Genomic DNA, 25321 nt, shown 5'->3' with positions numbered 1-25321 from the left:
ATAATTTCACATTCTATTGTTAACAAAAACATGACAGCTTGTAAACGTTTTTAAAGCTATTTGTGTTTGTGTAAATAGGGTTTAAATGAACTGGATATCTTTAGTTTCTTTAACAACATCCTCATCTAGGAAACCCTGTTCTTCCATCCATTTATCGCTATACACTTTACTCATGTAACGCGATCCATGGTCTGGGAATATAACCACAATTAGGTCGTTTTCAGAAAACACATCGTCCTCTTGGAGTTGCTTAATGGCTTGCATAGCAGCACCAGAAGTATACCCAACAAATAAGCCTTCGGTTTTGGCAATTTCTCTTGCCGTTAAAGCACTTTCGGCATCCGTTACTTTTACAAACGAATCTATTACATCAAATTCGGTAGCAGTTGGTATCAAGTTTTTACCCAGACCCTCAATTCGGTAAGGATAAATTTCTTTTTCGTCGAATTCTCTTGTTTCGTGATATTTTTTTAAAACAGATCCGTAGGCATCCACACCCAAAATTTTTATATCCGGATTTTGTTCTTTTAAATATTTAGCAGTTCCCGAGATGGTTCCTCCTGTACCACTACAAGCAACTAAATGGGTTATTTTGCCATTGGTTTGCTTCCAAATTTCGGGACCGGTGGACTGGTAGTGTGCATCTATATTTAAAGCATTAAAATACTGATTAATATAAACAGAGCCCGGTGTTTCTTTGTGCAAACGTTTGGCCACTTCATAATACGATTTTGGATCGTCTGCTGGAACATGCGCAGGACACACATATACTTGGGCGCCCATGGTTTTTAACATGTCTATTTTATCTGCTGAAGATTTAGAACTTACGGCCAAAATACATTTGTATCCTTTAATAATACTTACCATTGCTAAACTAAATCCCGTGTTACCGGAAGTTGTTTCTATAATGGTGTCTCCTGGTTTTAAAACGCCCTGTTTTTCGGCTTGTTCTATAATGTATAATGCAATTCTATCTTTGGAGGAATGCCCTGGGTTAAAGGCCTCAACCTTGGCAAAATAATGCCCTTTAAAGTCTGCTGTAATTTTATTAAGCTTAATTAAAGGGGTATTTCCTATAAGGTCTAGTGCATTGTTGTAAACTTGATTGTTGTGTTTCATATTTACTTTTTAACTAACTCCATTTTTTAGGTGAAATGCAGCTTAAAACCTCGCAAAAATACAATTTTTTTTTTAACTATTTTGAAATCCCTTCCAAATCCAATAAAAAGGCATATTCCAAGGCAACCTCCTTTAAACTCTCAAACCTACCAGAGGGGCCACCATGGCCCGTGTCCATATCTACTTTTAATAATAGTTTGTTACTATCTGTTTTGGTTGCCCGTAATTTGGCAACCCATTTAGCGGGTTCCCAATATTGCACCTGCGAGTCGTGCAAACCAGTGGTAACCAACATATGTGGATAATCCTGTGGCACAACATTATCGTATGGCGAATAGGATTTCATGTAATGGTAGTAGGTTTCGTCGTTAGGATTTCCCCACTCGTCGTATTCGCCAGTTGTTAATGGTATTGTATCGTCCAACATGGTTGTAAGCACATCAACAAAAGGTACTGCTGCAATAACCCCTTTATAAAGTTCGGGATTCATATTTACAACGGCTCCCATAAGAAGGCCACCGGCAGAGCCACCATTAGCGTATAAATGCGCTGGACTGGTATAATTTTCATTTATTAAATGTTTGGAGCAGTCTATAAAATCGTAAAAGGTATTTAATTTATTAAGAAGTTTACCATTTTCATACCATTGGCGGCCCAAATACTCGCCGCCACGAATATGCGCAATTACAAATATAAAGCCTCTATCCAAAAGGCTTAATCGGATAGTTGAAAAGTAAGGATCTATTGTAGCGCCATAAGAACCGTAGGCATATAAAAGCAGCGGTGTATCCGCGCTTTTTACAAGGCCTTTTTTATGCACGACAGACATGGGTATTTTCTGACCATCGCGTGCCGTTGCCCAAATGCGTTTAGCGGTGTAATTTTCTTTTTTAAAGCCTCCTAAAACCGGTTGCTCCTTTAGTACTTTGCTTTTTTTGGTTATAAAATTATATTCAATTACCGAGCTAGGTGTTGTCATGGCATTATAACCATAACGCAACGAATGGGAATTAAATTCGGGATTGTTACCCAAATAAGCTGTGTAAGTTTCGCTATTAAATGGTAAATAGTAATCTTCACTTCCATCCCAACTGCAAATTCGTAATTTGTTTAAGCCCTGAATGCGTTCGTTTAGAACATAATAATCCTGAAAAATTTCAATATCTTCCAATAATACATCGTCTCTGTGGGGAATAACATCTGTCCAATTTATTTTTTCAGTAGCTGTTTCAGGTGTTTTTTGAAGTTTAAAATTAGTAGCCCCGTCGGCGTTGCTTATAATATAAAATGTATCCTTGTAATGCGCCACGGCATACTCCAAACCACGTTCCCGCTCTTGAAAAACCTCAAAATTACCATCTGGCCTATTGGCCAAAAGTATGCGGTATTCCGATGTTAGCGTGCTAGAAGAACCAATAACCAAATATTTTCTTGATTTAGTTTTGTATACAAAGGTGTTAAAGGTTTCATCGGTTTCATGAAAAACAACCGAGTCATTTATGGCCTTTTCATGTATTTTATGCTTCATTATTTTATGAGCACGCAGTGTAACAGGATCTTTTATGGAATAAAAAATAGTATGATTATCATTGGCCCATGTGCAACCTCCTGTGGTGTTTTTAATTTTATTCGGCAAAAGTTTACCAGTAATTAAATTTTTAATTTGAATAGTGTACTGGCGTCTACTTACAGTATCTACAGAAAAGGCGGCCATAGTATTATCTGGACTAACAGAAATACCACCCAGTTTAAAATACTTATGGTTTTTTGCTAATTGATTGCAATCAAACAATGTTTCCTCTTGGGCCTCTAAAATTTCTTTTTTTCGGGTGTAAATGGGGTAATCTTTACCGGTTTCAAAACGGGTAATATACCAATAGCCATTGTAAAAATAAGGTACAGATGTATCGTCTTCTTTTATTCGTGCTTTCATTTCATTAAAAAGCACTTCTTGCAAGTCCTCCGTATGCGCCATCATAGCGCTGGTGTAACTGTTTTCGCTAGTTAAATAATCAATAACTTCCGGATTATCCCGATTGTTTAACCAAAAGTAATTATCAATTCGCTCGTCGTTATGCGTAACCAACAATTTTTTTAACGTTTTGGCAGCTGGCGGTGTTATATTTTTTTCCAAAAAAGTAGATTTATTTCGGGCGCAAAAATAGAAAAATTAAATAGCTTTGTGCGAAATATAAAATGATAAAAATATGTTTGGAGATTTAATGGGTATGATGGGTAAAATTAAAGAAACCCAAAAGAAGGTTGAAGAAACTAAAGCACGCTTAAATTCTGTTTTATTGGATGAAACAAGTGCCGATAACCAAATTAAAGTTACCATTACAGCCAATAGAACGCTTAAAGACATTCAAATTAACGAAGCACTTTTAAACGACAAAGATGCTTTAGAAGATTATTTGGTTTTAACACTAAACAAGGCTATCGAGCGCGCCACTAAAGTACATGAAACCGAAATTGCTGCCGTTGCCAAGGACGGTATGCCAGATATTCCTGGATTGGATATGTTTAAATAAAAACGTGATTAAAACAGCAACAATTTAAAAGCCCCAACTTAATAGGTTGGGGCTTATTTTCTACAGCGCCATGTTAGTAAAAACCTGTAAAACATATTCATGCATGGTACTGGTATAATCCAAATGCGTAACCAGGCGCATTTTACCGCTACCCATACTACTAAACCGGATGCCTTTTTCTAAACAATAATTAAAGAACCTATCCTCTGTTTCTGGTTGTTGTAATTCAAAAATAACAATGTTGGTTTCAACTGGTACCACTTTTTTAACAAACGAAAGTGTTTCCAGAACAGCAGCTAACTCCTTCGCTTTGCTATGGTCCTCGGCCAAACGGGTAATATGATTATCTAGGGCGTAAATACCTGCCGCTGCCAGATAGCCTACCTGACGCATACCACCACCTAAAATTTTTCTTATGCGCATGGCGTTTTCCATTACAGGACCATCGCCAATTAAGACAGAGCCTACTGGACACCCCAAACCTTTGCTTAAACAAACAGAAATGGTATTAAAAACCTGGCCATAATCTTCGGGGGCTTCATTTTTTGCAACCAAAGCGTTCCAAATACGCGCACCATCTAAATGCAATCCTAAATTATGGGTTTCACATACCGTTTGGATACTTTTAAGCGTGTTTATATCCCAACAAGTGCCGCCTCCCCTGTTGGCGGTATTTTCTACGGCCACCAATCGCGTAAGCGGACTGTGATAAAAATCTGGCGGATTTATTGCTGCAACTACCTGGTCTGCTGTAAACATACCATTATTACCCGCCAATAGTTTACAGGACACACCACTATTAAAAGATACGCCACCACCCTCATAATGATAAATATGTGCATCCTTATCGCATATTACTTGGTCGCCCGGGTTAGTATGCAATTTTATGGCTGCCTGGTTAGCCATGGTTCCCGTAGGAAAAAACAATGCTTTAGGTTTACCAAACATAGCCGCCAAACGCGCCTCAAGCATGTTTACTGTTGGGTCTTCTTTGTACACATCATCGCCTACTTTGGCAGACATCATGGCTTGTAGCATACCTTCGGTTGGTTTTGTAACAGTGTCGCTGCGTAAATCAATTTTCATAAAATATCCTTTAAATAAGGCTTTAAAATTAATCCATTTTAAGTTTTTTGTTGGCGCTTTTAATTTTATTTTTGTTAAAAATTTATACTATGATTACTTCAGATCAGCTAAAAGATCTTAAAAACCGCCTGGATAAGTTAAGGCACTATCTTTGACATAGATGCCAAATTAATTGAAATTCAAAACGAAGAAGAACAAACATTTTCGCCAGATTTCTGGAACGATTCAAAAGCAGCCGAATTGGTTATGCAAACCCTGAAAACCAAAAAAAAATGGGTATCGGAATACGACGAAGCTTGCACACTTTACGACGATTTGGATGTTATTTATGAGTTTTATAAAGAAGGAGAAGCTACGGCCCAAGACCTTACTGAACGCTATAACCAAACCCGTGATTTAGTTGAAAAATTAGAGTTTAAAAATATGCTTTCAGACGAAGGCGATAACTTAAGTGCAATTCTACAAATTACCGCTGGCGCTGGCGGTACTGAAAGTTGCGATTGGGCTAGTATGCTTATGCGTATGTATTTAATGTACGCAGAAAAAAGTGGCTTTAAAGTGAAGGAGTTAAACTATCAGCAGGGCGATGTAGCTGGTATAAAAACGGTAACACTAGAAATTGAAGGCGACTTTGCCTTTGGTTGGCTTAAAGGCGAGAATGGTGTACACAGGCTGGTTCGTATTTCGCCTTTCGATAGCAATGCCAAACGCCATACCAGTTTTGCATCGGTTTATGTGTACCCAATGGTGGACGACTCTATAGAAATTGCTATAAATCCGGCAGATATTGAAATAACAACGGCCCGATCCAGTGGTGCCGGAGGCCAAAATGTAAACAAAGTAGAAACCAAAGTACAACTAACACACAAACCCTCGGGTATTCAAATTTCATGTAGCGAAACACGCTCCCAACATGACAACCGCGCACGGGCAATGCAAATGTTAAAATCGCAATTGTACGAAATAGAATTGCAAAAACAACGCGCACAACGCGACGACATTGAGGCGGATAAGCTAAAAATTGAATGGGGAAGCCAAATAAGAAATTACGTCATGCACCCCTATAAATTAGTGAAAGATGTAAGAACCGGTCAAGAAACCGGCAATGTAGATGCCGTGATGGATGGCAATATCGAATCGTTTTTAAAAGCCTATTTAATGATGATGGGACAAAAAACAGAAGACAACAATCAGTTATAAAATAAACCAGACTAATGATAAAAATTTACCATAACAACCGCTGTCGAATGAGCAGAAACGGATTGAAAATTTTAGAAGATTCCGGAAAGGATTTTGAAATTGTTCACTACCTGAAAGAACCATTAACGCATACCGAATTGGAAAATATTATTGCGTTGCTAAACATTAAACCCATTAATTTAGTTCGTAAAAACGAAGCTGTTTGGAAAGAAAACTTTAAACAGGCTACTTTAACCGATACCGAAATTATTGAAGCCATGGTGGCACACCCAAAACTTATAGAGCGTCCTATTGTTATTAATGGGCACAAAGCAGCTATTGGCAGACCGCCAGAATTAATATTTGATATCCTGTAACAGGCTTGAATTCATGTTAAATTTCCTACTTTTTATTTAACAAACTTTTAACCGATTACGGTTAAACCATACCCTATTTTTGCAGTCTTAAAAGCAAAAATAGATCCATGAATAAACTTATTTTAAGCCTTTCTTTCATTTTTTTGACTGTTTATAATGTAGCAGCACAAACTAAAAAAGAAGTTACCGTAACAGGTAAAGTTTTTGAAAAAGCAACAAGCGCACCACTTGAGTACGCCACCGTAGCCTTTATTAACAACGCTGAAAACCGTATTGTTACCGGTGGTATTACCGACCAAACAGGAGCCTTTAGCATAAGGGTACCTTCAGGAACCTACAATATTACAATAGAGTTTATAGGCTTCGATAAGTTAACCATTCCCAACCAAACATTAACAGCCAACAAAAATCTCGGGACCATAGGCTTGGCAGAGAATGCACAATCCTTGGACGAAGTTGAAATTATTGCAGAAACCACAACGGTGGAGATAAAGTTGGACAAAAAGATATACAACGTAGGTAAAGATTTAACAGTAAGAGGCGGTACCGTAAGTGATGTACTGGATAATGTACCATCGGTTGCAGTAGACGTGGAGGGCAATGTATCGCTGCGAGGCAATGAAAATGTTCGTATTTTAATTAATGGCAAACCTTCTGGACTGGTTGGTTTAAACAGCACCGACGCACTGCGACAATTACCAGCAGAATCCATAGAACGTGTGGAAGTTATTACCTCGCCATCGGCTAGATATGATGCCGAAGGTACAGCTGGTATCTTAAATATTATTTTACGCCGTAGCAAATTACAGGGCTTTAATGGTGCTATTACCACAAACATTGGATACCCAAACTCGGCGGGCGTTTCTGGAAATATTAATTACCGCACCGGCGATGTAAATATTTTTAATACCACTAGCTACGATTACCGTGAAGCTCCAGGTAACTCATCGTCTTACACCCGTTATTTTAACCAAAATAATATCCTGGATGAAACCAACGATTTTGATCGCGTCCGAAAAGGCTTGAGTACCAATTTTGGTGTTGAGTGGTATATTACCGAATCGGCTTCGTTAACGGGTTCTGTTTCTTACAGAGATGGTGACAATGAGCGCAATACCACCAATGTTTTAAAGCAATTTGATGCTAATGGCAATTTTATTTCGCAAACTAACCGATTTGATCCAGAGCGTGAAAAAGACAAAGTATTACAGTATTCATTAAACTTTATGAAGGACTTTAATACCAGCGGCCATAAATTAACATTGGATTTTCAATACGAGGATAACTCGGAAGACGAATTTTCGGATGTTTTTATTGAAACCGTAAATTCAGAAAAAGTCACCACCCTAGAAGACCAAACACGCATTTTATTACAAGCCGATTACGTGTTACCTATTGGCGAAAAGAGTCAGTTTGAAGCTGGATACCGCGGTAACTTTAACAACCAAGACACAGATTATACGGTTTCGTTGTTAAATAATAATACCAATCAGTTTGAAATAAACCGAAACCTTTCTAACTTTTTAGATTACAGAGAATATGTAAACGCAGCCTACACGCAGTTTGGCAGTAAAATAGGTTCAAAATTCTCTTTTTTATTAGGTCTTCGTTTAGAAAACACCCGTATTACCGTAGACCAGCCAACGAGTGGCGACTATAGTAAAAATGATTACACCGGACTCTTCCCTACTGTAAACCTTAGCTATGAAGTAAGCGAAGACGAAAATATTACTTTAGGGTATAGCAGACGTATTCAGCGTCCACGATCTTGGTTTATAAATCCGTTCCCATCGCGTGCTAGCGTTACCAATATTTTTAAAGGTAACCCAGAATTAGCACCTAGTTACTCTGGTTTATTTGATATTGGTTACTACAAGAAATTTGGTAAAGTATCTTTAAATGGGTCGGCTTACTACCAACATGCTACTGATGTATTTAGTTTTGTAAGTTTTGAAACCGACGATTTCTATATTTTTGAAACCAACCAAACAGTAAATATTAATGATCCCAATTTTGACGATTTAAACAACTTATACGAACTCGTACCTGTATTACAGCGCTCGCCTATTAATTTGGCTACAGAGGATAGGTTTGGTTTTGAATTTACGGTTACCTACAAGCCAACTAAAAACTGGAACATTAATAGTAACTTTAATATTTTCAGACAGTCTATTACTGGAACCACACCAAATGGGCTATCATTGGATAACGATAATACCAGCTGGTTTGCGCGTTTAAATAACAAATATACCCTGCCGGGAGCTGTGGAATGGCAAACAAGCTTAAATTATCGCGGTCCATCATCGGATGCACAAAACGAACGCGAAGGAGTATTTTCAGCAAATATGGCTTTTAGTAAAGATATCTTAAATGATAATGCCTCTATTGCTTTAAACGTAAGCGATTTGCTAAATAGTAGAAAACGAATTATGAATACCACAACGGATACTTATTACAGTGAGTCGGAATTCCAATGGCGTGAGCGCAGTATTAACTTATCCTTTACCTACCGTTTCAACCAGCAAAAGAAACGCGCTAACCGTGGCGGCGGCCAAAACGGTGGTGACTTCGATTTTGAAGGCTAAATTAATGCAAACTATAAACAAAAAAACTGCCTATTCAGGCAGTTTTTTTTTGCGCTTTACCGCACCTTTTAAAGAGCTTGTACTTTATAATTTTACAATAAAAACAGTATTACCATTAATAGGAATCCAATTATAAAATAAGAATAAAAAAAACGCCTGATTGTTTAATCAGGCGTTTTAGTATATACGTTACACGTTTTTTAAGACTCTAAAGATTTTTGTTGTTTCGCTTTTTTCTCCTCGCGCATTTCTTTAAAACGCTCCAATAAAGCACCACCTAGCCAATACGGTACAACAAATGTCAATAAAAAAATCATTAACCAAAAACCAATGGTCAAAATGGTTAAAAATGCTAAAAATCCTAAATATTGGTCAAATTCAAACATGTTTTTGTGTTTCAGTTATGTTGCAAAGATAACATAAAGAGTTTAGTTTTACAATAGTTGTTGCGCAATTTATTCACACTAAAAATTAAAAAAAGTTACACCTGCTACTAGTTTGGTTGGTTTATTAGCCTGCTATCTTTTGTATCAAGTTTTCACAGCGTTTACCAAAATACACGCCATTAAAAATACTTCTAAATTTTCCAGACGTCTTATTTTTTAGAAAACATTAATACCATAATTATGTGTAATTGCAGCAGTTCATTAGTCAATAAAATTGTAATTTTGTTACGATATTAATTTCAATTCTTCCAAATTATGACATACAGAACAGAAAAAGATACTATGGGTACCGTTAAGGTGCCGGCAGACAAACTTTGGGGTGCCCAAACAGAACGGTCGAGAAACAATTTTAAGATAGGCGCGGCAGGCTCCATGCCACTTGAAATAATATATGGCTTTGCGTACTTAAAAAAAGCTGCTGCCTATACCAATTGCGATTTAGGTGTACTTTCGGAAGAAAAGCGCGACTTAATAGCCCAAGTATGCGACGAAATCTTGTCGGGTATGCACGACAACCAATTTCCTCTTGTTATTTGGCAAACGGGTTCGGGTACACAAAGTAATATGAATGTGAACGAAGTTATTGCCAACCGGGCACACCAATTGGCCGGTAAAACTATAGGTGAAGGCGAAAAAACCATTCAACCAAACGATGATGTAAACAAATCGCAATCATCCAACGATACCTTCCCTACTGGCATGCACATTGCTGCCTACAAAAAAATTGTAGAAACAACCATACCGGGAATTATTGCCTTACGAAATACCCTTCACGAAAAATCGATAGCTTTTAAAGATGTTGTAAAAATAGGTCGTACACATTTAATGGATGCCACACCACTTACTTTAGGGCAGGAATTTTCTGGCTATGTATCGCAGCTAGACCACGGCTTAAAAGCTTTAGAAAATACCCTACCACACCTTTCGGAATTAGCTTTAGGCGGAACTGCCGTTGGAACTGGCCTTAACACACCAGAAGGTTATGCCGAATTAGTGGCAAAATATATAGCCGATTTTACAGAATTACCATTTATAACAGCTCCCAATAAATTTGAAGCCTTGGCCGCGCACGATGCTTTAGTAGAAACTCACGGCGCTTTAAAACAGCTAGCAGTTTCTTTAAATAAAATTGCCAACGATATTCGTATGATGGCTTCTGGACCACGTTCGGGCATTGGCGAAATTACCATACCTGCTAACGAGCCAGGTAGTTCTATTATGCCTGGGAAAGTTAATCCTACACAATGCGAAGCTTTAACCATGGTATGTGCTCAAGTTATGGGTAATGACGTTGCGGTAAGTGTTGGGGGTGCACAAGGCCATTACGAATTAAACGTATTTAAACCTATTATGGCAGCCAATGTGTTGCAATCTGCGCAACTATTAGGCGATGCCTGCATGAGCTTTAATACGCACTGTGCCAGTGGCATTGAACCTAACCACGAGGTTATTAAACAATTGCTTAACAACTCGCTTATGTTAGTAACAGCGTTAAACACCAAAATAGGTTATTACAAAGCGGCCGAAATTGCCAACACGGCACATAAAAATGGTACAACATTAAAAGAAGAAGCGGTTAATTTAGGCTATGTAACAGCCGATGAATATGACGCTTGGGTAAGACCAGAAAACATGATTGGAAACATGGGTAAATAAACCACTATTTACGCCATAAGCATATAAACTTTTTAAAACCAAAAGAGGAAAATACATCGTATTTTCCTCTTTTTTTTTTTTTACTGTAAAGCTTTTATACTAGGTAAAAAGTGTATCCAAGCCAGCAGCCGTTTTTTTATTAGCTAAAAATTAAAGAACTTTGAAAAAAACATGGGTATGACAACACTTATAAAAAATATACAAGAATTACTTCAGGTTAGAGAAACTAGTATCCCTAAAGTTTCCGGAACTAACATGCGCCATTTACCTACCATAAAAAATGCGTATTTATTATTAGACGACGATACCATAGTCGGATTTGGTAGTATGGACGACTGCAAAAATATAGATGCCGATACCATTATAGATGCTACAGGAAAGCTTGTTTTACCTGCTTGGTGCGATTCGCATACACATATTGTTTATGCAGGAAACAGAGAGCAAGAATTTGTGGATAGAATTAATGGCTTAAGTTACGAGGACATTGCCAACCGTGGTGGCGGTATTTTAAATTCTGCCGAAAAATTACAAAACACCTCCGAAGAAGATTTATACCAACAATCGGCTAACAGACTAAAACAGGTTATAGCCCAAGGAACTGGTGCTATTGAAATAAAATCGGGTTATGGACTTACCGTTGAGGCAGAACTTAAAATGCTTCGGGTTATTAAACGTCTAAAACGCGACTTTTCTGTTAAAATAAAAGCAACCCTTTTGGCAGCACATGCCGTTCCAACAGCCTATAAGAATAACAAAACTGCTTATGTAGATTTAATAATAAATGAACTAATTCCGCGTGTTGCCAATGAGCAACTAGCCAAATACATTGATGTTTTTTGCGAAAAAGGCTACTTCAATTTAACCGATACACAACGTATTTTGGAAGCTGGTACAATGCACGGTTTAACACCTAAAATTCATGTTAATCAATTTAATGCCTTTGGTGGTATTGAGGTGGCCGTAAAAAATAATGCGCTATCTGTAGATCATTTAGAAGAACTACAAGACGCAGATATTAAGCATTTACAACAAAGTAACACCATGCCGGTTGCTCTGCCTAGTTGCTCTTATTTTTTAAGCATTCCTTATACACCAGGACGAAAATTAATAGATGCTGGATTGCCTCTAGCCTTGGCTTCAGATTATAATCCAGGGTCTACACCAAGCGGCAATATGAATTTTGTAGTTAGTACGGCCTGTATAAAAATGAAACTTACTCCAGAAGAAGCTATAAACGCTGCTACCATAAACGGCGCTTATGCCATGGGCGTTAGTAACATGTATGGAAGCATAACACGCGGAAAAAAAGCCAACCTTATTATTACAAAACCCATTCCTAGTTATGCCTTTTTACCCTATGCTTTTGGCGACAACCATATAGAAACCGTCCTTATTAACGGTGTTAAAGCAAATTAAAACGGATATGGTCTCTTTTTAATTACTAAAAAACCCACGAATTATGCGTGGGTTTTTTTAGTAAAGGATACTATAAACGTTTAGGTATATAGGTATTAATCCAAGGTAAAGCTAGATGTGGCTACCAAATCCTGCTGATTGAAAACATTTACTATGTAACGGCCTTTCTCAAAATCGGCGTCGTTGTTTTGTGCTATAAACTCGCATATATCCAAACTCGCATTTTCATAATAAAATTTACTTACCAAACTGTAGTTTAATATTTTTTCACCAAACGCAATTTGTTCATTTACACCAAGGGTATTATTTTTAGGGTTAATTACCTGAACATACAATTCTTGATCACCACTTTTTACCAGTGTGTTACTTGGTACTGTAAAGCATATTCGAATTTTATCGGAGCGTCTAGCGCTTTCTGTAGGTATTAACTTTCCAGAATTTCTAACAATAACCCCATAACCTTCTAAACCAACCGCGCCTAATACAGAGGCCTTACTTACTACTTTGGCTAATTCTGTATTCTGAACTAACAAGGAGTCTGTAAACATAGTACGTTGCTCCAAACGAATTTTGGTGCTGTCCAACGAACTAGACAGCTGTTGATTTTCGGTTTTTAAACGATCATTTTCTGTTAGTAACACGTCCATTTCTTTTTGAAGTGCTAAAAACTTGGATTTATACCTATAAAGACTTTTAACATTTGTTTCTGCCACTTTAATAGAGTCTATTAAACCCTCAATACGGCTTTTAGCTGCAACTAACTTATCGTTCGAAATGGCATTTTCACTAATAGCCTTATCATATTGTTTGGCCATATTAGTTAAATCTGTCATTACCATATTTTTTTCTTCCAATAATTGGGCTTCAGTTTCTTGTTTTTCTTTGTAAAGTTGTGCTGTATATATGCCGGTACCCACAAATAGTATCAGGGCAATTACCAAAGCTATTTTAAATCCTGTTGAAGTTTTGTTACTTTCCATAAACTTGTTTTTTTATTTATTTTTATCGAATTATTATTTTTTAGCAACCTTTGCAAGAAGCTTTTAACTGGTTTTGTTTTCAAAGTTTCAAATAAAACCTACTTTTATGGCAGCTTAAAACCATACTTATGAGTAAATTAGTTTTATTTAATGAATTAGACCGCGAAAACTACCTAAACAAACGTGCTGGCGAGTCTAAATTTGGTGAACATATTAGCTATTTAAACCAAATTACTAATATATACGACGATTTAAAAAATTTAGATGTTCAATATGTAATTTTTGGTATTCCAGAGGATTTGGGCGTTTTTGCTAATTTAGGCAACCATGGTACCGCTGGAGCATGGCACGCCTGCTTAAAGGCTTTATTAAACATCCAGAGCAACCAATTTACACTTGCTAAAAACGTATTAATATTGGGGTATTTAGATTTTTCCAGCTATACAGCCAAACTCGCAAATTTTGATAAAAACAATCCCAAGGATTTACAAAAGTCCCGAAAACTGGTGGCTAAAATAGACAACCATGTGGCGGAATTAGTAACACAAATTGTTGCTGCCGGAAAAACGCCTATTGTAATAGGTGGCGGGCATAATAACGCTTATGGCAACATAAAAGGAACTTCTTTAGCCTTAAAAAAACCATTGAATGTAATAAATTTTGATGCGCATACAGATTTAAGGGCTGAAGAAGGAAGACATAGTGGCAACGGTTTTAGTTATGCCTATTCTGAAGGCTTTTTAAAAAATTATTTCATTTTTGGTCTGCACGAAAATTATACCTCTAAAGCTATTTTTAAACAACTAGATACCAACAGTAACTTTCAGTATAACACATTTGAAGCTATAGAAATTAGAAAAGATTTAAAGTTTAAATCGGAGATAAAACGGGCTTTATTATTTATGCAAGGTAAGCCCTACGGGATTGAAATAGATTGCGATGCGATACAAAATATGCCTAGCAGCGCCAAATCTCCGTCGGGTTTTAGTAGTAATAAAACTAGACATTTTGTACATAAGGTTTCGCAATCTAAACACGCTATGTATTTACACCTGTGCGAAGCAGCTCCAACACCTGAAACGGACACTCAAGTGGGCAAAATGCTTGCTTATTTAATTACCGATTTTATAAAAGGACATTATGCTGCACGTGTAGGCGCTACCTATTAAATTAAATACGTTTAATAATTATATTCGGTGTAAGCAACCTAACAAACCTGTGAGGCACCTAATCTTAACTTGTTAAACATGTTTTTATTAGGTAACTGTTTCATGAACAAATTAACATATCGTTTAAAAAGTTATCAAAAAAAACACATAATCTTATCACTTTTAACACATTAGTAATCAAAATACATTATATTTGACAAGCTATTAACCCAATCTAAAAACACTGTTATGTTATTTTCATGGTGGACAAACCTTGTCCCAACCTCTCTTTTTATAGATCAAACCAATATAGTTATGGTGCTGGGCATAACAGTTGTTTTTTTCTTAATACTTTTAATTTTAGGTATCAGAAAGTCTATTATTTTAAAAAAGGAAAACGACCGTTTAAGCCAATCTTCTCCCTACGTAACCAAGGGTAAAAAAGAAGCGTATAAAGATTTTACAGAAGGTCATATATACGAAAACAAATAACTAGGTAACTATTTTAAGTTAAATTATCCGCTTTTGGATTTTTGCGTAATGCAGCCAAAAAAAGCGGCCTAAACAGACCGCTGGTGCTTTTTAATCTAAAATCTGGTCTGTGTGTGCTTTGGTTTTTACCTTGGTAATAACGTCCTCAATGTGTCCGTTTTCATCAATAATAAAAGTAGTTCTATGAATACCGTCATATTCCTTACCCATAAACTTTTTCGGGCCCCAAACGCCATAAGCTTCGATAACAGATTTATCCTCATCGGCTAATAACGGATAAGGAAATTGGTATTTATTTTTAAAATTACTTTGTCTTTTTTCGCTATCGGCACTTACGCCTAAAATAGCGTATCCTGCACTTTGAAAACGGTTGTAATTATCACTTAAATTACACGCTTCAGCCGTACAACCTGGTGTGCTGGCTTTTGGATAAAAAAACAACACCAGTTTTTTTCCTTTATAGTCGCTTAATGAAATGCTATTTCCATCCTGATCCTTCGCCGTAAAATCTGGTGCTTTATCGCCCGGTTTTAAATTTGTCATAGTATCTTTGTTTAAAATCAATTTCCGTAAAAATACAACTTATGACCAAGCAAGAAAAGGTAGATTTCGTTATAAAAACGTTAAAGGAGTTGTACCCAACCATACCTGTACCACTGGACCATAAAGACCCATATACCTTGCTAATAGCCGTTTTACTATCGGCACAAAGTACAGATGTTCGTGTTAACCAAATTACGCCATTGCTTTTTGCTAAAGCGGACAATCCTTACGATATGGTTAAGCTATCGGTTACAGACATTAGAGAAATTATAAAGCCTGTGGGCTTGTCTCCTATGAAAAGTAAAGGCATTCACGGCCTTTCGCAAATATTAATAGACAAGCATCAAGGCAAAGTTCCTAAAACATATGAAGATTTAGAAGCGTTACCCGCAGTAGGCCATAAAACGGCTGCGGTAGTATTATCGCAAGCATTTGGCATTCCAGCTTTTCCTGTGGATACGCATATTCACAGACTTATGTACCGGTGGGGTTTTACCAATGGCAAAAATGTGGTTCAAACCGAAAAAGATGCCAAACGCTTATTTCCAGAAGCACATTGGAACGACTTGCATTTGCAAATTATTTGGTACGGCCGCGAATATTCTCCAGCTCGTGGTTGGGATCTAGACAAAGATATTATTACCAAAACCATTGGTCGTAAATCGGTTATTAAGGCTTATTACGCTAAAAAAAAATAGTACGCACCCAAATTAGAGATACCTTAAAAGGGCTAAACCTCTGTATTCAGGCATCTTGTGTTTAAAATATTACCTTAATTTATCCAATAAATTACTTAATTGCTGGGCCTCATCATTGGTTAATTTACTTAATAAGTGTATGTTAAAATCCGATGGAATGGTTTGTAATAAGGCCAAACCTTTTTCTGTTATCTGGACATGAACCACACGACGGTCGCTGTCGCATGGCTTACGTTCTATCAATTTTTTAGCCGATAATTTATCCATTAACCGCGTCGCGTTAGGCGCACGTTCAATCATGCGCTCCTTAATGGTTTGTGCTTTAAGTGGTTTTTCTGCTCCTTTTAAAATGCGCAAAATATTATACTGCTGGGGCGACAAATCGAAGGATTTAAAAAACGCATTCTGTTTATTAGTAAGCCAATTTGCCGTGTACAAAATATTAATAAGCGCCTTTATTTTGTCATGATTAAAACGCGACTGAATATCTTTAGCAAGATCTCCCATAATTTTAAAGCATTAATTATACAAGAACATCTGCGTAATCCTCCCTGTTTTTCTTAAATACATGTGCGGCGTATGAACAACTAGCTTCCGCTTTCAAGTTGTTTTGACGCAAAAATTGAACTGCGGCAGCCACTAATTTATAGCCTACACCCTCGCCTTGCAAAGCCTCGTCCACATGGGTGTGGTAAATATCTACGGTATCGTTAGCTTTAAGTGTGTATGTCATTTCTGCTTGACGCTTTCCATTTACTTCTGCGTAAAACGTACCACCTTCCGATTCTTTATGATGTTTAATTTCCATGTAATATCGTGTTTTTAAATTGGTTAATAGTATTAAGTAATGCTGTTTTAAGCGCCGGTTCTGTTACTTGCTGGCCATCAAAATTTGTGGCAAAAAATGGCAATGAAAATTCGGCTGTTAAGCGTGCCTCATGTCTTGGAAATCGGTCTTTTGCAATAGCCAAAACAGATGCACCACCACGACCTCCTGGAGAAGCTGACATTAACATAACGGGTTTGTTAGCAAAAATCTTGGCGTTTATACGCGACATCCAATCGAATGCGTTCTTAAAAACAGCACTGTAAGCACCGTTGTGCTCCGCTAAAGCTAACATAATACCATCAGCATTTTGAATGTAATGCAATAAATTGTGTGCGGTATCGGGTACGCCTTCGGAAGCTTCTAAATCAACGCCAAACAAAGGCATTTCAAAATCGTTTAAATCCAAAACAGTCACTTCAAAATTGGCGTCTGTTGTCAAAGTAGCAGCGTACTGCACAAGTTGCTTGTTAATAGATGTTTTACTGTTACTGCCTGCAAATGCTATAATTTGTTTCATAAAAAGTATTTAATTTTTTACAAATATACTGTAGCAACTTTATATTTTCCAAGGAAACTATTTCCATGTAATGCATTTTAACAAAATATTCACTTTCAAACCATGATCAACTTTCGTAAATTCGTGCCAACGTATAACCGCCAAAGAAAAACTATATGGACATAAACTTCAACAAAAACGAAGATCATAATAAATTACTACTTTCCGAATTAAAAAAACGCCTAGCCCAAGTTAAACTAGGAGGTGGCAAAAAAAGCATTGAAAAACAGCATGCTAAAGGAAAACTAACCGCGCGCGAGCGAATAGATTATTTATTGGACGCCAAGAAACCGCAGATTGAAATTGGTGCCTTTGCTGGCGACGATATGTATCCCAATCACGGTGGCTGCCCGTCTGGAGGTGTTGTTGTAAAAATAGGTTATGTAAAAGGTAAACAATGTTTGGTAGTGGCCAACGACGCTACGGTAAAAGCGGGTGCTTGGTTTCCTATTACGGCCAAAAAGAATTTACGTGCTCAAGAAATTGCCATTGAAAATAAACTGCCCATAATTTATCTTGTAGACTCTGCTGGCGTTTATCTGCCCATGCAGGATGAAATTTTTCCAGACAAAGAACATTTTGGACGCATTTTTAGAAATAATGCCATTATGAGTAGTATGGGCATCACGCAAATTGCGGCCGTTATGGGAAGCTGTGTTGCCGGTGGCGCTTACTTACCAATTATGAGCGATGAAGCTTTAATTGTTGATAAAACAGGTAGTATCTTTTTAGCGGGTAGCTATTTAGTAAAAGCGGCTATTGGCGAATCCATAGATAATGAAACTTTGGGCGGCGCAACAACGCATTGTGAAATTTCGGGCGTTACAGACTATAAGGCCGCAGACGATAAAGATGCACTAGATAAAATTAAAAATATTGTAGATAAAATAGGCGATTATGACAAGGCTGGTTTTAACCGAACAGATGCTTTAAAACCAAAAGAAAATCCGGAGGATATTTATGGTATTATACCAAAATCGCGCGCCGACCAATACGATATGTATGAGGTAATAAAGCGTTTAGTAGATAACAGCGAATTTGAAGAATACAAAGCCGGGTACGGACAAACCATTATTACCTGCTATGCCCGAATTGATGGTTGGGCTGTAGGCATAGTAGCCAACCAACGAAAACTGGTTAAAAATGCTAAAGGTGAAATGCAATTTGGTGGTGTTATTTACAACGACTCTGCCGACAAAGCCACGCGATTTATAGCCAACTGTAACCAGAAAAAAATTCCTTTGGTTTTCTTACAAGATGTTACAGGTTTTATGGTAGGCAGTAAAAGTGAGCATAGCGGTATTATAAAAGATGGTGCTAAAATGGTTAATGCCGTAAGTAATAGCGTTGTGCCTAAATTTACAATCATTTTAGGCAACAGTTATGGTGCTGGTAATTACGCCATGTGCGGAAAAGCCTACGACCCCCGACTTATAGTTGCTTGGCCAAGTGCCGAGTTGGCCGTAATGAGTGGCAATAGTGCTGCAAAAGTATTACTACAAATAGAAAAGGCTTCATTACTTAAAAAAGGTGAAGATATTACCGCCGAAAAAGAAGCAGCGCTTTATAAAGAAATTAAAGATAGGTACGACAATCAAGTGTCGCCATACTATGCCGCTTCGCGTATTTGGACAGATGCTATTATAGACCCATTAGATACCAGAAAATGGATTAGTATGGGTATAGAAGCCGCCAACCATGCTCCTATTGAAAAACCGTTTAATATGGGCGTTTTACAGGTGTAATGCAGAAAAAACAAACAGCTTCATCCATATTTAATATTGTTTTACTAATACTAGCGGGTGAAGCTGTTTTTGTTTTGCCATTTGTTTTAGCCCGCATATTCAGGCCTACATTTTTAGATGTATTTTCAATAAACAATACAGAACTAGGCAGTTGTTTTTCTGTTTATGGTGTTGTTGCCTTTGCATCGTATGTGTTTGGTGGACCACTAGCAGATAAATACAAACCAAACTTGCTCATGGCTGTAGCACTTTGGCTTACGGCTTTAGGCGGTTTTTTTCTTGCCTCCTACCCGTCTGTTATCGCACTGCACCTGTTATATGGTTTTTGGGGCTTTACAACCATCTTTTTATTTTGGGCAGCTATGATTAAAGCGACCCGAATTTGGGGCGGTGCTAATCATCAAGGGCGCGCTTTCGGGTTTTTGGATGGTGGTCGGGGTTTAACAGCCGCACTTTTTGGTACTTTAGGTTTGTTGCTATTTGCAACATTTTTTAGCACACCAAACACAGCTGATAAGCAACTGGCCTTTAAGCATGTTATTTACGCTACCTCCATCCTTGTTGCCATTATTGGCTGTTTCGTTTATTTTTTCTTGAATTCCAATACGCCATCAAAAAACTGGACTGAAACCAAACATAAGCTTACTTTTAAAGATTTTAAAACGCTTACAAGGCTACCCACTGTATGGCTACTTATGATTATTATTTTATGCGCGTACTTTGGTTATAAAATGACCGATGTGTTTAGTCTTTACGCGAAAGATGTTATGGCTTATAATGACATTGAATCGGCACAAATAGGAACTTTTTTGCTGTATTTACGACCCATTATTGGTTTTGTTATTGGTATGTTGGCCGATAAAACCAAAGCATCCTTATGGCTTATAATTGGTTTTATATGCATGCTGGTTACAAGCCTTGTTTTTTCAACTGCAGTCATAAATAGTCAGGAAACTTTTTTATTTCTCCTTTCTATTAGCATCATGGCTTTGGGCGTTTACGCAGCTCGTGTTTTATACTTTGCTACCTTTAATCAAGCCAATATCCCTATGGCTCTTACCGGCACAGCGGTTGGTTTTATTTCGCTTGTTGGCTACACGCCAGATATTTTTGCGGGCCCTTTAATTGGGTTGTTACTGGACGGCTCGCCTGGCCCATTGGGTCACAGACATTTATTTATGGTTATGGCTCTTATTTCTGGCATTGGACTTTGTGCCGCCCTATGGTTTCATAAAATTAGTGCACGCAAAACATAGTTCTAAAAGCTATTTGGCTCTATGTGTCAGGTTTTGAAGCTGATTTTACACAGCATTTTTTTTGGCCGCTTCTAAAGTTTGCTTGCGCTGTACTTTTCCCGAATGTGTTTCTTGAAACGCTTTTGTAAATAAAATATCTTTTGGAATTTCGTGCTTTTTTAATTCAGAAAAAATACGCGCATCTATAAGCTGCTTGTCGCCTTCTACAACCATAATAACACGTTCGCCTAAACTTTTATCTGGTACGGAAGTGATAAAAAATCGGTTGGATATGGAAGGTGCCAAAATGCGCTCAACAACTTCTGGATGTATTTTTACGCCTCCAGAATTTATAGCATAATCCGCTCTTCCAAGCCATTCAAAAGTTGTTGGCGAATAACAGGTTACCACATCGTTTGTTATAATTTTTTGGTTTGTAATTTTTTCAGCATCAATAACCAAACACCCTCTGGAGTCCTGTGAAATGGTTATTCCAGGTAAAACTTGAAATAAATTTTCATTTTTTTTAGCTTCCACATGATTGCTTTGTTTTACTGCAATATGGCTTACCGTTTCTGTCATGCCATAGGTTTCAAAAACTTTTGTTTTAAGTGTTTGAATACTGCTTTTTAATTCTGCCGACATGGGCGCACCCCCAACAATTAGGGTTTCAATATTGTTTAGCTTGTGCCTGTTTGCTTGCAATTGCAAGGGTATCATGGCCGCAAAAGTGTAGGCTTTTTTGGCGTTTATTTCCAAATCCTTTTTTGGAGGAATACTGTCCAAATGCCATCCTAAAACCATTGCGCGTACCAACATCATCTTGCCGGCAATGGTAGTAGCAGGCAAACATAAAAGTGCTTGGCTTTTTGGCTCTAAATGGAAAAAACGTCCCGTGGTAAGGGCCGATTCTACCATGTATTGCTTTTTCAAACTTATTGTTTTAGGTTTTCCTGTAGACCCAGAAGTTTGCACGGTAATAGTTGCCGATTGGTCTAACCAGTCGCTTATAAATTGGCCAATAGGTATTTCGAAGTCATTACCTTCCTTAACGAGTTCATAAGCTAATTCCTGTAAGGTTTTACGCGTGTAAGCGTAGCCATTAAACTGAAAATCCTTGTGTACATTTGCGGCAAAAGTACTCATACTCCTAGACGTTTTGGTTGTCGTTTTGAATGGGTTTTTGAACAGGCCCTATAAGCTTTGATTGCCAATTAGTCCATTTATATTTTTTCGAAAAAACAAATAAAATAATTGGAAACACCACAAACACAGGCATAAAAACATCCATAAAGCCTGCAACTTCAGGTTCCGATACATCTTTAAAAAGTGAATGCGTTTGAAAAGCTGTCCAGTCGGCGGTAACCAACAAAGCGGTAAACAAATTGTTTGCGGCATGAAAGCCTAGAGCCAATTCCATGCCGTCGTCCATGAGTGTCATAATTCCTAAAAACAATCCGGTGCCTATGTAGTACACCATAACCACATAACCCAATTGGTCTATTTCGGGATTCGCAATATGAAGCAATCCAAAAACAACAGAAGTCGTTAACAACGGTATCCATTTCGTTTTGGTAACCACACCAATACCTTGCATTAAATACCCTCGAAAAAGGTATTCCTCAAAACTTGTTTGTAAAGGAATCATAACAACCGCTATAACACACAAAATAATAAATGGTACCACGTTGAAGTTTAAAACGTAATTTTCTGGCGTTACATAAAAATCCAGCACAATAAAGCTAGTAGAAATAATACCCCATAGCAAAAAAGCAAACCACACACGCCTCCAGTCCATTTTTGGGCGTGCTGTTGTTACCGATACAAGCGATTGTTCATGAACTTGCTTTACAACAAAAAAAAGTCCTACCAAACCTGCGGCAAAGGACAGTAACATCAGAAATAGGTTTAAGTTTGGTTCCAGCAAACTCATTATATTTTGTTCGTTCAGTAGTGTTAACTCATCGCCATTTTGCCAAGCTTTAAAAAAGAAGGCAATCGTTAAAGGAATCTGCCCTAAAAACACGGCAATAATAATAAGTAGTAAGCCTAAAACATAACGCCACCAATCGTGCAAACCTTTATATGCTTGTTCTATATACATGGTTATACGTTTTTTAATTCATTAAAATTAACATGCCAATTTGTATGCGTATCATAAAACAAACAGCCATTTTTAACTGTTAATGGGCTATCAAAATTATTTGTAAATAAACTACCCGTACCCAAACCTTGTGGCATGTTGCTCTGCAAGGTAAAAGTCCACTGTGCAATAGCATTTAGGCCCACATTACTTTCTAAAGCGCTGGTAACCCACCATCCTATTTGGTTGTTTTCGGCATGTTTTATCCAAGATTCACTTCCTTTCCAACCACCAATAAGACTGGGTTTTAAAATGATGTATTGCGGTTTAATGTGCCTTAAAAGAGCTGCTTTTTGTTGCTCTTTAAAAACACCTATTAACTCTTCATCCAGGGCTATTGGTAAAGGCGTTTTTTCGCACAATGCAGCCAAAGCCTCGGCCTGTCCTGCCTTAATAGGTTGCTCAATACTATGCAACTTAAATGCGGCTAGTTGGTGTAGTTTCTGAAGTGCTTCGGTTTCGGAAAACGCGCCATTTGCATCCACGCGAAGTTCTATATCGGACGGCGAAAACTGACTTCTTATAAATTTCAGTAACTCTAGTTCTGCTTCAAAATCAATTGCGCCAATTTTCATTTTAATACAATTGAAACCTGCCGCAATTTTGGCTTCAATTTGCTGTTTCATAAAATCCTTTGTTCCCATCCAAATTAACCCGTTAATGGGTATGGCCTCTTTATTGGCGGTAAAGTTTGAAGGAAATAAGTGAAAAGGGGTTTCCGATTCTAAAGACTTAAAAGCCATTTCCAAACCAAACTGAATGCTTGGAAATGCCTCAAGTTGGTTATACAAAGCAGCCAATCCCTCATTAATATGAGCACAAGTCCATTTAAGCGTTTCTTCGTAGTTTGGCACATCATCTGCACTCAACCCGCGCAGAATACCACATTCGCCAATACCCCGTTGGCCATTTTTTTCGATAACAATAAACCAGGTTTCTTTTGTTTTTAAAACACCGCGGGAGGTACCGCTTGCTTGTTTAAAGTTAAGCGTATATTTGTAATAAGTTGCTTTCATAGTAATGCCAAAAATACTCAAATTATTTTGTAATTTACAGCACTTAACCAAAGCCTATGCCCGAATTTCCAAATATTATTTTATACGCCATACCGCTTTTTGTTTTGGCTATGTTTTTAGAACTTTATGTAACCCTAAAACAAGGAATAAAAACTTACGAAACTAAAGATGCGTTAACGTCCATAACCATGGGCTTGGGAAATGTTTTTATTGGCTTTGCAAGTAAAGCGCTTGTACTTTTAGCCTTTTTCTGGGTTTACAATAACTTCCGGTTATTTACCATTCCTGCTACTTGGTGGAGTTTTGTATTGCTGTTTTTTGCAGACGATTTTTCGTATTATTGGTTTCACCGCATATCGCATGAAAACAGATTTTTCTGGGCGTCGCATGTGGTGCATCACTCTTCCAAGCATTATAATTTAAGCACGGCGTTACGCCAAACTTGGTCTGGTGGTTTTTTTTCTTTTATATTTTGGTTGTGGCTGCCCTTAATTGGATTCCACCCAGGCATGATTTTATTTCAAATGTCTGTTAGTTTGTTATACCAATTTTGGATTCATACCGAAGCGGTTAAAACACTACCAAAATGGTTTGAAAGCATATTTAATACACCGTCGCACCACCGCGTTCATCACGGAAGTAACCCCCTATATTTAGATAGAAACCACGCTGGAATTTTAATAATCTGGGACAAACTTTTTGGCACATTTCAAGCAGAATTAAATACCGAAAAAGTGGTGTACGGCTTGGTACAGGATATTCAAACTTATAACCCGGTAAAAGTTGCTTTTTTTGAATGGGTTTCCATGTTTACAGATGTTTTTTCAGGAAAGAAATCGGTTAAAAATAGGTTGCTATACTTTATTAAACCGCCCGGTTGGCGGCACGATGGTACGGGTAATTTAAGTACCGATTTAAGAAAAAAATGGTTAAATAGGCAAACGGTAGCTTCTGAAAACAAAGCTAAATAACACCAAACACCTGTCTTTTTTAGTGGCAGATTAACGCGCGTAGTGGCACGTTTTATTTTATAAGAACTACTAACGGTTTTCTTTACTTTTAATTAAGCAAATAACTCACTATAAGTTATATGCGTTGTTGCGCATAGTGCTTTTCTCGTGCAGCTTGGTTTGGTAGTGTTTGTTATTTAATTCAAATGTGAGGGTTGGCAAGACGCTTTTTATTGAGTTGCTTCTTCTACAATTTGAATCTCATCATCAGTTAAGCCATATAAAGCATACACCATGGCATCGATTTCTTTGTCTGTTTTCTCAATTTCTGATTTTAATTCGGTGGCTTTTTGCTTTTGCTCGTTGAAGTACTGCATCCATTCGGCTTGTTCTGGTAATGCAAGGGGTTTATACCCCTTGTTGGCGTTTTTCGCCTCTTTTTTACGGGCCTTTTCCAATTCTTTTAAAAATTCTGCAAAATCTAATTCGTGCCAGTTTTGGAGTTTTTTGCTGATTGCAAGGGGTTTATACCCCTTGTCCGTAGGTACGAAAAACTTGCTTTGTAGTAAATCTATAAAAGCACCTTCTTGG

At 37.5% G+C, this 25321-nt stretch carries 24 protein-coding genes and 1 pseudogene; 12 read left to right on the top strand and 13 right to left on the bottom strand.

Annotation, left to right across the window (positions count from 1 at the left end):
• Positions 1 to 81: 81 nt before the first annotated feature.
• Positions 82 to 1119, bottom strand: coding sequence for a PLP-dependent cysteine synthase family protein (locus ACFSQP_RS03075; RefSeq protein ID WP_376891681.1), 1038 nt, complete (start codon positions 1117 to 1119; stop codon positions 82 to 84).
• A 76-nt stretch (positions 1120 to 1195) separates the two neighbouring features.
• The gene (locus tag ACFSQP_RS03070; RefSeq protein WP_376891679.1) at positions 1196 to 3253 is read right to left on the bottom strand and encodes a S9 family peptidase; all 2058 of its coding nucleotides are present in this window, start codon (positions 3251 to 3253) and stop codon (positions 1196 to 1198) included.
• A 73-nt stretch (positions 3254 to 3326) separates the two neighbouring features.
• Here ACFSQP_RS03070 and ACFSQP_RS03065 point away from each other — a divergent pair, with 73 nt between their 5' ends.
• Positions 3327 to 3650: a YbaB/EbfC family nucleoid-associated protein gene (locus tag ACFSQP_RS03065; RefSeq protein ID WP_376891677.1), complete on the top strand. Its 324-nt coding sequence runs from the start codon at positions 3327 to 3329 to the stop codon at positions 3648 to 3650.
• 60 nt (positions 3651 to 3710) lie between these two features.
• Here ACFSQP_RS03065 and ACFSQP_RS03060 read toward each other — a convergent pair whose 3' ends face one another.
• Complete coding sequence (locus ACFSQP_RS03060; protein ID WP_376891675.1) at positions 3711 to 4736, bottom strand: threonine aldolase family protein; 1026 nt, start codon at positions 4734 to 4736, stop codon at positions 3711 to 3713.
• Positions 4737 to 4825: 89 nt separating this feature from the next.
• Here ACFSQP_RS03060 and prfB point away from each other — a divergent pair.
• The 3 genes from prfB to ACFSQP_RS03045 all read left to right on the top strand — a co-directional run bounded on the left by prfB (position 4826) and on the right by ACFSQP_RS03045 (position 8877).
• Positions 4826 to 5936, top strand: a protein-coding gene (gene prfB, locus ACFSQP_RS03055) for a peptide chain release factor 2 (protein ID WP_376891674.1) whose coding sequence is annotated in 2 segments (ribosomal slippage) — positions 4826 to 4888 and positions 4890 to 5936 — 1110 coding nt in all. Because the reading frame shifts where the segments join, the coding sequence is not laid out codon by codon here.
• A gap of 14 nt (positions 5937 to 5950) precedes the next feature.
• Positions 5951 to 6292, top strand: a complete 342-nt coding sequence (arsC, locus tag ACFSQP_RS03050) for an arsenate reductase (glutaredoxin) (RefSeq protein WP_376891672.1) — start codon at positions 5951 to 5953, stop codon at positions 6290 to 6292.
• Between the two features lie 107 nt (positions 6293 to 6399).
• On the top strand, positions 6400 to 8877 hold the full coding sequence (locus ACFSQP_RS03045) for a TonB-dependent receptor domain-containing protein (RefSeq protein ID WP_376891670.1): 2478 nt from the start codon (positions 6400 to 6402) through the stop codon (positions 8875 to 8877).
• Between the two features lie 200 nt (positions 8878 to 9077).
• On the opposite strand, the gene ACFSQP_RS03040 is transcribed toward ACFSQP_RS03045, so the two are convergent.
• Positions 9078 to 9263 (bottom strand): hypothetical protein, encoded by a 186-nt coding sequence (locus tag ACFSQP_RS03040; RefSeq protein ID WP_376891669.1) that lies wholly within the window; start codon positions 9261 to 9263, stop codon positions 9078 to 9080.
• A gap of 315 nt (positions 9264 to 9578) precedes the next feature.
• Here ACFSQP_RS03040 and fumC point away from each other — a divergent pair, with 315 nt between their 5' ends.
• Entirely contained in the window at positions 9579 to 10979 is a 1401-nt protein-coding gene (fumC, locus tag ACFSQP_RS03035; RefSeq protein WP_376891668.1) for a class II fumarate hydratase, read from the top strand.
• Between the two features lie 177 nt (positions 10980 to 11156).
• Complete coding sequence (gene hutI, locus ACFSQP_RS03030; protein ID WP_376891666.1) at positions 11157 to 12395, top strand: imidazolonepropionase; 1239 nt, start codon at positions 11157 to 11159, stop codon at positions 12393 to 12395.
• Positions 12396 to 12490: 95 nt separating this feature from the next.
• Here the strand turns inward: hutI and ACFSQP_RS03025 are convergent, their stop codons facing one another.
• A complete protein-coding gene (locus ACFSQP_RS03025) occupies positions 12491 to 13375 on the bottom strand; it encodes a chromosome partitioning protein ParA (RefSeq protein ID WP_376891664.1) in 885 nt (294 codons plus the stop codon).
• Between the two features lie 128 nt (positions 13376 to 13503).
• Here ACFSQP_RS03025 and ACFSQP_RS03020 point away from each other — a divergent pair, with 128 nt between their 5' ends.
• Positions 13504 to 14544: a formimidoylglutamase gene (locus ACFSQP_RS03020; protein ID WP_376891663.1), complete on the top strand. Its 1041-nt coding sequence runs from the start codon at positions 13504 to 13506 to the stop codon at positions 14542 to 14544.
• A 228-nt stretch (positions 14545 to 14772) separates the two neighbouring features.
• Complete coding sequence (locus ACFSQP_RS03015; RefSeq protein ID WP_376891662.1) at positions 14773 to 15015, top strand: hypothetical protein; 243 nt, start codon at positions 14773 to 14775, stop codon at positions 15013 to 15015.
• A gap of 90 nt (positions 15016 to 15105) precedes the next feature.
• Here the strand turns inward: ACFSQP_RS03015 and bcp are convergent, their stop codons facing one another.
• Positions 15106 to 15558 carry a thioredoxin-dependent thiol peroxidase gene (gene bcp, locus ACFSQP_RS03010; protein WP_376891660.1) on the bottom strand — a complete coding sequence of 151 codons (453 nt, stop codon included), beginning with the start codon at positions 15556 to 15558 and terminating at the stop codon, positions 15106 to 15108.
• 41 nt (positions 15559 to 15599) lie between these two features.
• On the opposite strand from bcp, the gene ACFSQP_RS03005 reads away from it, so the two are divergent.
• Positions 15600 to 16256, top strand: coding sequence for an endonuclease III domain-containing protein (locus ACFSQP_RS03005; protein WP_376891658.1), 657 nt, complete (start codon positions 15600 to 15602; stop codon positions 16254 to 16256).
• 69 nt (positions 16257 to 16325) lie between these two features.
• Here the strand turns inward: ACFSQP_RS03005 and ACFSQP_RS03000 are convergent, their stop codons facing one another.
• The 3 genes from ACFSQP_RS03000 to ACFSQP_RS02990 are packed head-to-tail and all read right to left on the bottom strand — an operon-like array spanning position 16326 to position 17602.
• Complete coding sequence (locus ACFSQP_RS03000; protein WP_376891656.1) at positions 16326 to 16763, bottom strand: MarR family winged helix-turn-helix transcriptional regulator; 438 nt, start codon at positions 16761 to 16763, stop codon at positions 16326 to 16328.
• A gap of 16 nt (positions 16764 to 16779) precedes the next feature.
• Entirely contained in the window at positions 16780 to 17064 is a 285-nt protein-coding gene (locus tag ACFSQP_RS02995; RefSeq protein ID WP_376891654.1) for a GNAT family N-acetyltransferase, read from the bottom strand.
• A complete protein-coding gene (locus tag ACFSQP_RS02990) occupies positions 17054 to 17602 on the bottom strand; it encodes an NADPH-dependent FMN reductase (protein ID WP_376891652.1) in 549 nt (182 codons plus the stop codon). The genes ACFSQP_RS02995 and ACFSQP_RS02990 overlap by 11 nt, the downstream gene beginning before the upstream one ends.
• 155 nt (positions 17603 to 17757) lie before the next feature.
• On the opposite strand from ACFSQP_RS02990, the gene ACFSQP_RS02985 reads away from it, so the two are divergent.
• On the top strand, positions 17758 to 19386 hold the full coding sequence (locus tag ACFSQP_RS02985; protein WP_376891651.1) for an acyl-CoA carboxylase subunit beta: 1629 nt from the start codon (positions 17758 to 17760) through the stop codon (positions 19384 to 19386).
• Positions 19386 to 20642: an MFS transporter gene (locus tag ACFSQP_RS02980; RefSeq protein ID WP_376891650.1), complete on the top strand. Its 1257-nt coding sequence runs from the start codon at positions 19386 to 19388 to the stop codon at positions 20640 to 20642. The genes ACFSQP_RS02985 and ACFSQP_RS02980 overlap by 1 nt, the downstream gene beginning before the upstream one ends.
• Before the next feature lie 45 nt (positions 20643 to 20687).
• On the opposite strand, the gene ACFSQP_RS02975 is transcribed toward ACFSQP_RS02980, so the two are convergent.
• The 3 genes from ACFSQP_RS02975 to ACFSQP_RS02965 are packed head-to-tail and all read right to left on the bottom strand — an operon-like array spanning position 20688 to position 23780.
• Positions 20688 to 21767, bottom strand: coding sequence for an AMP-binding protein (locus ACFSQP_RS02975; RefSeq protein ID WP_376891648.1), 1080 nt, complete (start codon positions 21765 to 21767; stop codon positions 20688 to 20690).
• A gap of 4 nt (positions 21768 to 21771) precedes the next feature.
• Positions 21772 to 22725 (bottom strand): CPBP family intramembrane glutamic endopeptidase, encoded by a 954-nt coding sequence (locus ACFSQP_RS02970; protein WP_376891647.1) that lies wholly within the window; start codon positions 22723 to 22725, stop codon positions 21772 to 21774.
• 2 nt (positions 22726 to 22727) lie between these two features.
• Entirely contained in the window at positions 22728 to 23780 is a 1053-nt protein-coding gene (locus ACFSQP_RS02965; protein ID WP_376891646.1) for an o-succinylbenzoate synthase, read from the bottom strand.
• Between the two features lie 56 nt (positions 23781 to 23836).
• Here ACFSQP_RS02965 and ACFSQP_RS02960 point away from each other — a divergent pair, with 56 nt between their 5' ends.
• Positions 23837 to 24751, top strand: a complete 915-nt coding sequence (locus tag ACFSQP_RS02960) for a sterol desaturase family protein (RefSeq protein ID WP_376891644.1) — start codon at positions 23837 to 23839, stop codon at positions 24749 to 24751.
• A 209-nt stretch (positions 24752 to 24960) separates the two neighbouring features.
• Here ACFSQP_RS02960 and ACFSQP_RS02955 read toward each other — a convergent pair.
• Positions 24961 to 25321 (bottom strand): annotated as a pseudogene (locus ACFSQP_RS02955) (hypothetical protein); the annotation flags it as partial.

Origin of the sequence: Bizionia sediminis (genome assembly GCF_042684585.1) — a bacterium.
GTDB classification, from domain to species: Bacteria; Bacteroidota; Bacteroidia; order Flavobacteriales; family Flavobacteriaceae; genus Algorimicrobium; species Algorimicrobium sediminis.
The sequence above is the reverse complement of the archived record's forward strand: the minus strand, read 5'-3'. Positions and strand labels throughout refer to the sequence as shown.

What these genes read in the sequence shown, in the direction of transcription:
- ACFSQP_RS03075 (WP_376891681.1), bottom strand. Translation starts at nt 1,119, where the DNA reads ATGAAACACAACAATCAAGTTTACAACAATGCACTAGACCTTATAGGA.
- ACFSQP_RS03065 (WP_376891677.1), top strand. Translation starts at nt 3,327, where the DNA reads ATGTTTGGAGATTTAATGGGTATGATGGGTAAAATTAAAGAAACCCAA.
- ACFSQP_RS03060 (WP_376891675.1), bottom strand. Translation starts at nt 4,736, where the DNA reads ATGAAAATTGATTTACGCAGCGACACTGTTACAAAACCAACCGAAGGT.
- arsC (WP_376891672.1), top strand. Translation starts at nt 5,951, where the DNA reads ATGATAAAAATTTACCATAACAACCGCTGTCGAATGAGCAGAAACGGA.
- ACFSQP_RS03045 (WP_376891670.1), top strand. Translation starts at nt 6,400, where the DNA reads ATGAATAAACTTATTTTAAGCCTTTCTTTCATTTTTTTGACTGTTTAT.
- ACFSQP_RS03040 (WP_376891669.1), bottom strand. Translation starts at nt 9,263, where the DNA reads ATGTTTGAATTTGACCAATATTTAGGATTTTTAGCATTTTTAACCATT.
- fumC (WP_376891668.1), top strand. Translation starts at nt 9,579, where the DNA reads ATGACATACAGAACAGAAAAAGATACTATGGGTACCGTTAAGGTGCCG.
- hutI (WP_376891666.1), top strand. Translation starts at nt 11,157, where the DNA reads ATGACAACACTTATAAAAAATATACAAGAATTACTTCAGGTTAGAGAA.
- ACFSQP_RS03025 (WP_376891664.1), bottom strand. Translation starts at nt 13,375, where the DNA reads ATGGAAAGTAACAAAACTTCAACAGGATTTAAAATAGCTTTGGTAATT.
- ACFSQP_RS03020 (WP_376891663.1), top strand. Translation starts at nt 13,504, where the DNA reads ATGAGTAAATTAGTTTTATTTAATGAATTAGACCGCGAAAACTACCTA.
- ACFSQP_RS03015 (WP_376891662.1), top strand. Translation starts at nt 14,773, where the DNA reads ATGTTATTTTCATGGTGGACAAACCTTGTCCCAACCTCTCTTTTTATA.
- bcp (WP_376891660.1), bottom strand. Translation starts at nt 15,558, where the DNA reads ATGACAAATTTAAAACCGGGCGATAAAGCACCAGATTTTACGGCGAAG.
- ACFSQP_RS03005 (WP_376891658.1), top strand. Translation starts at nt 15,600, where the DNA reads ATGACCAAGCAAGAAAAGGTAGATTTCGTTATAAAAACGTTAAAGGAG.
- ACFSQP_RS03000 (WP_376891656.1), bottom strand. Translation starts at nt 16,763, where the DNA reads ATGGGAGATCTTGCTAAAGATATTCAGTCGCGTTTTAATCATGACAAA.
- ACFSQP_RS02995 (WP_376891654.1), bottom strand. Translation starts at nt 17,064, where the DNA reads ATGGAAATTAAACATCATAAAGAATCGGAAGGTGGTACGTTTTACGCA.
- ACFSQP_RS02990 (WP_376891652.1), bottom strand. Translation starts at nt 17,602, where the DNA reads ATGAAACAAATTATAGCATTTGCAGGCAGTAACAGTAAAACATCTATT.
- ACFSQP_RS02985 (WP_376891651.1), top strand. Translation starts at nt 17,758, where the DNA reads ATGGACATAAACTTCAACAAAAACGAAGATCATAATAAATTACTACTT.
- ACFSQP_RS02980 (WP_376891650.1), top strand. Translation starts at nt 19,386, where the DNA reads ATGCAGAAAAAACAAACAGCTTCATCCATATTTAATATTGTTTTACTA.
- ACFSQP_RS02975 (WP_376891648.1), bottom strand. Translation starts at nt 21,767, where the DNA reads ATGAGTACTTTTGCCGCAAATGTACACAAGGATTTTCAGTTTAATGGC.
- ACFSQP_RS02970 (WP_376891647.1), bottom strand. Translation starts at nt 22,725, where the DNA reads ATGTATATAGAACAAGCATATAAAGGTTTGCACGATTGGTGGCGTTAT.
- ACFSQP_RS02965 (WP_376891646.1), bottom strand. Translation starts at nt 23,780, where the DNA reads ATGAAAGCAACTTATTACAAATATACGCTTAACTTTAAACAAGCAAGC.
- ACFSQP_RS02960 (WP_376891644.1), top strand. Translation starts at nt 23,837, where the DNA reads ATGCCCGAATTTCCAAATATTATTTTATACGCCATACCGCTTTTTGTT.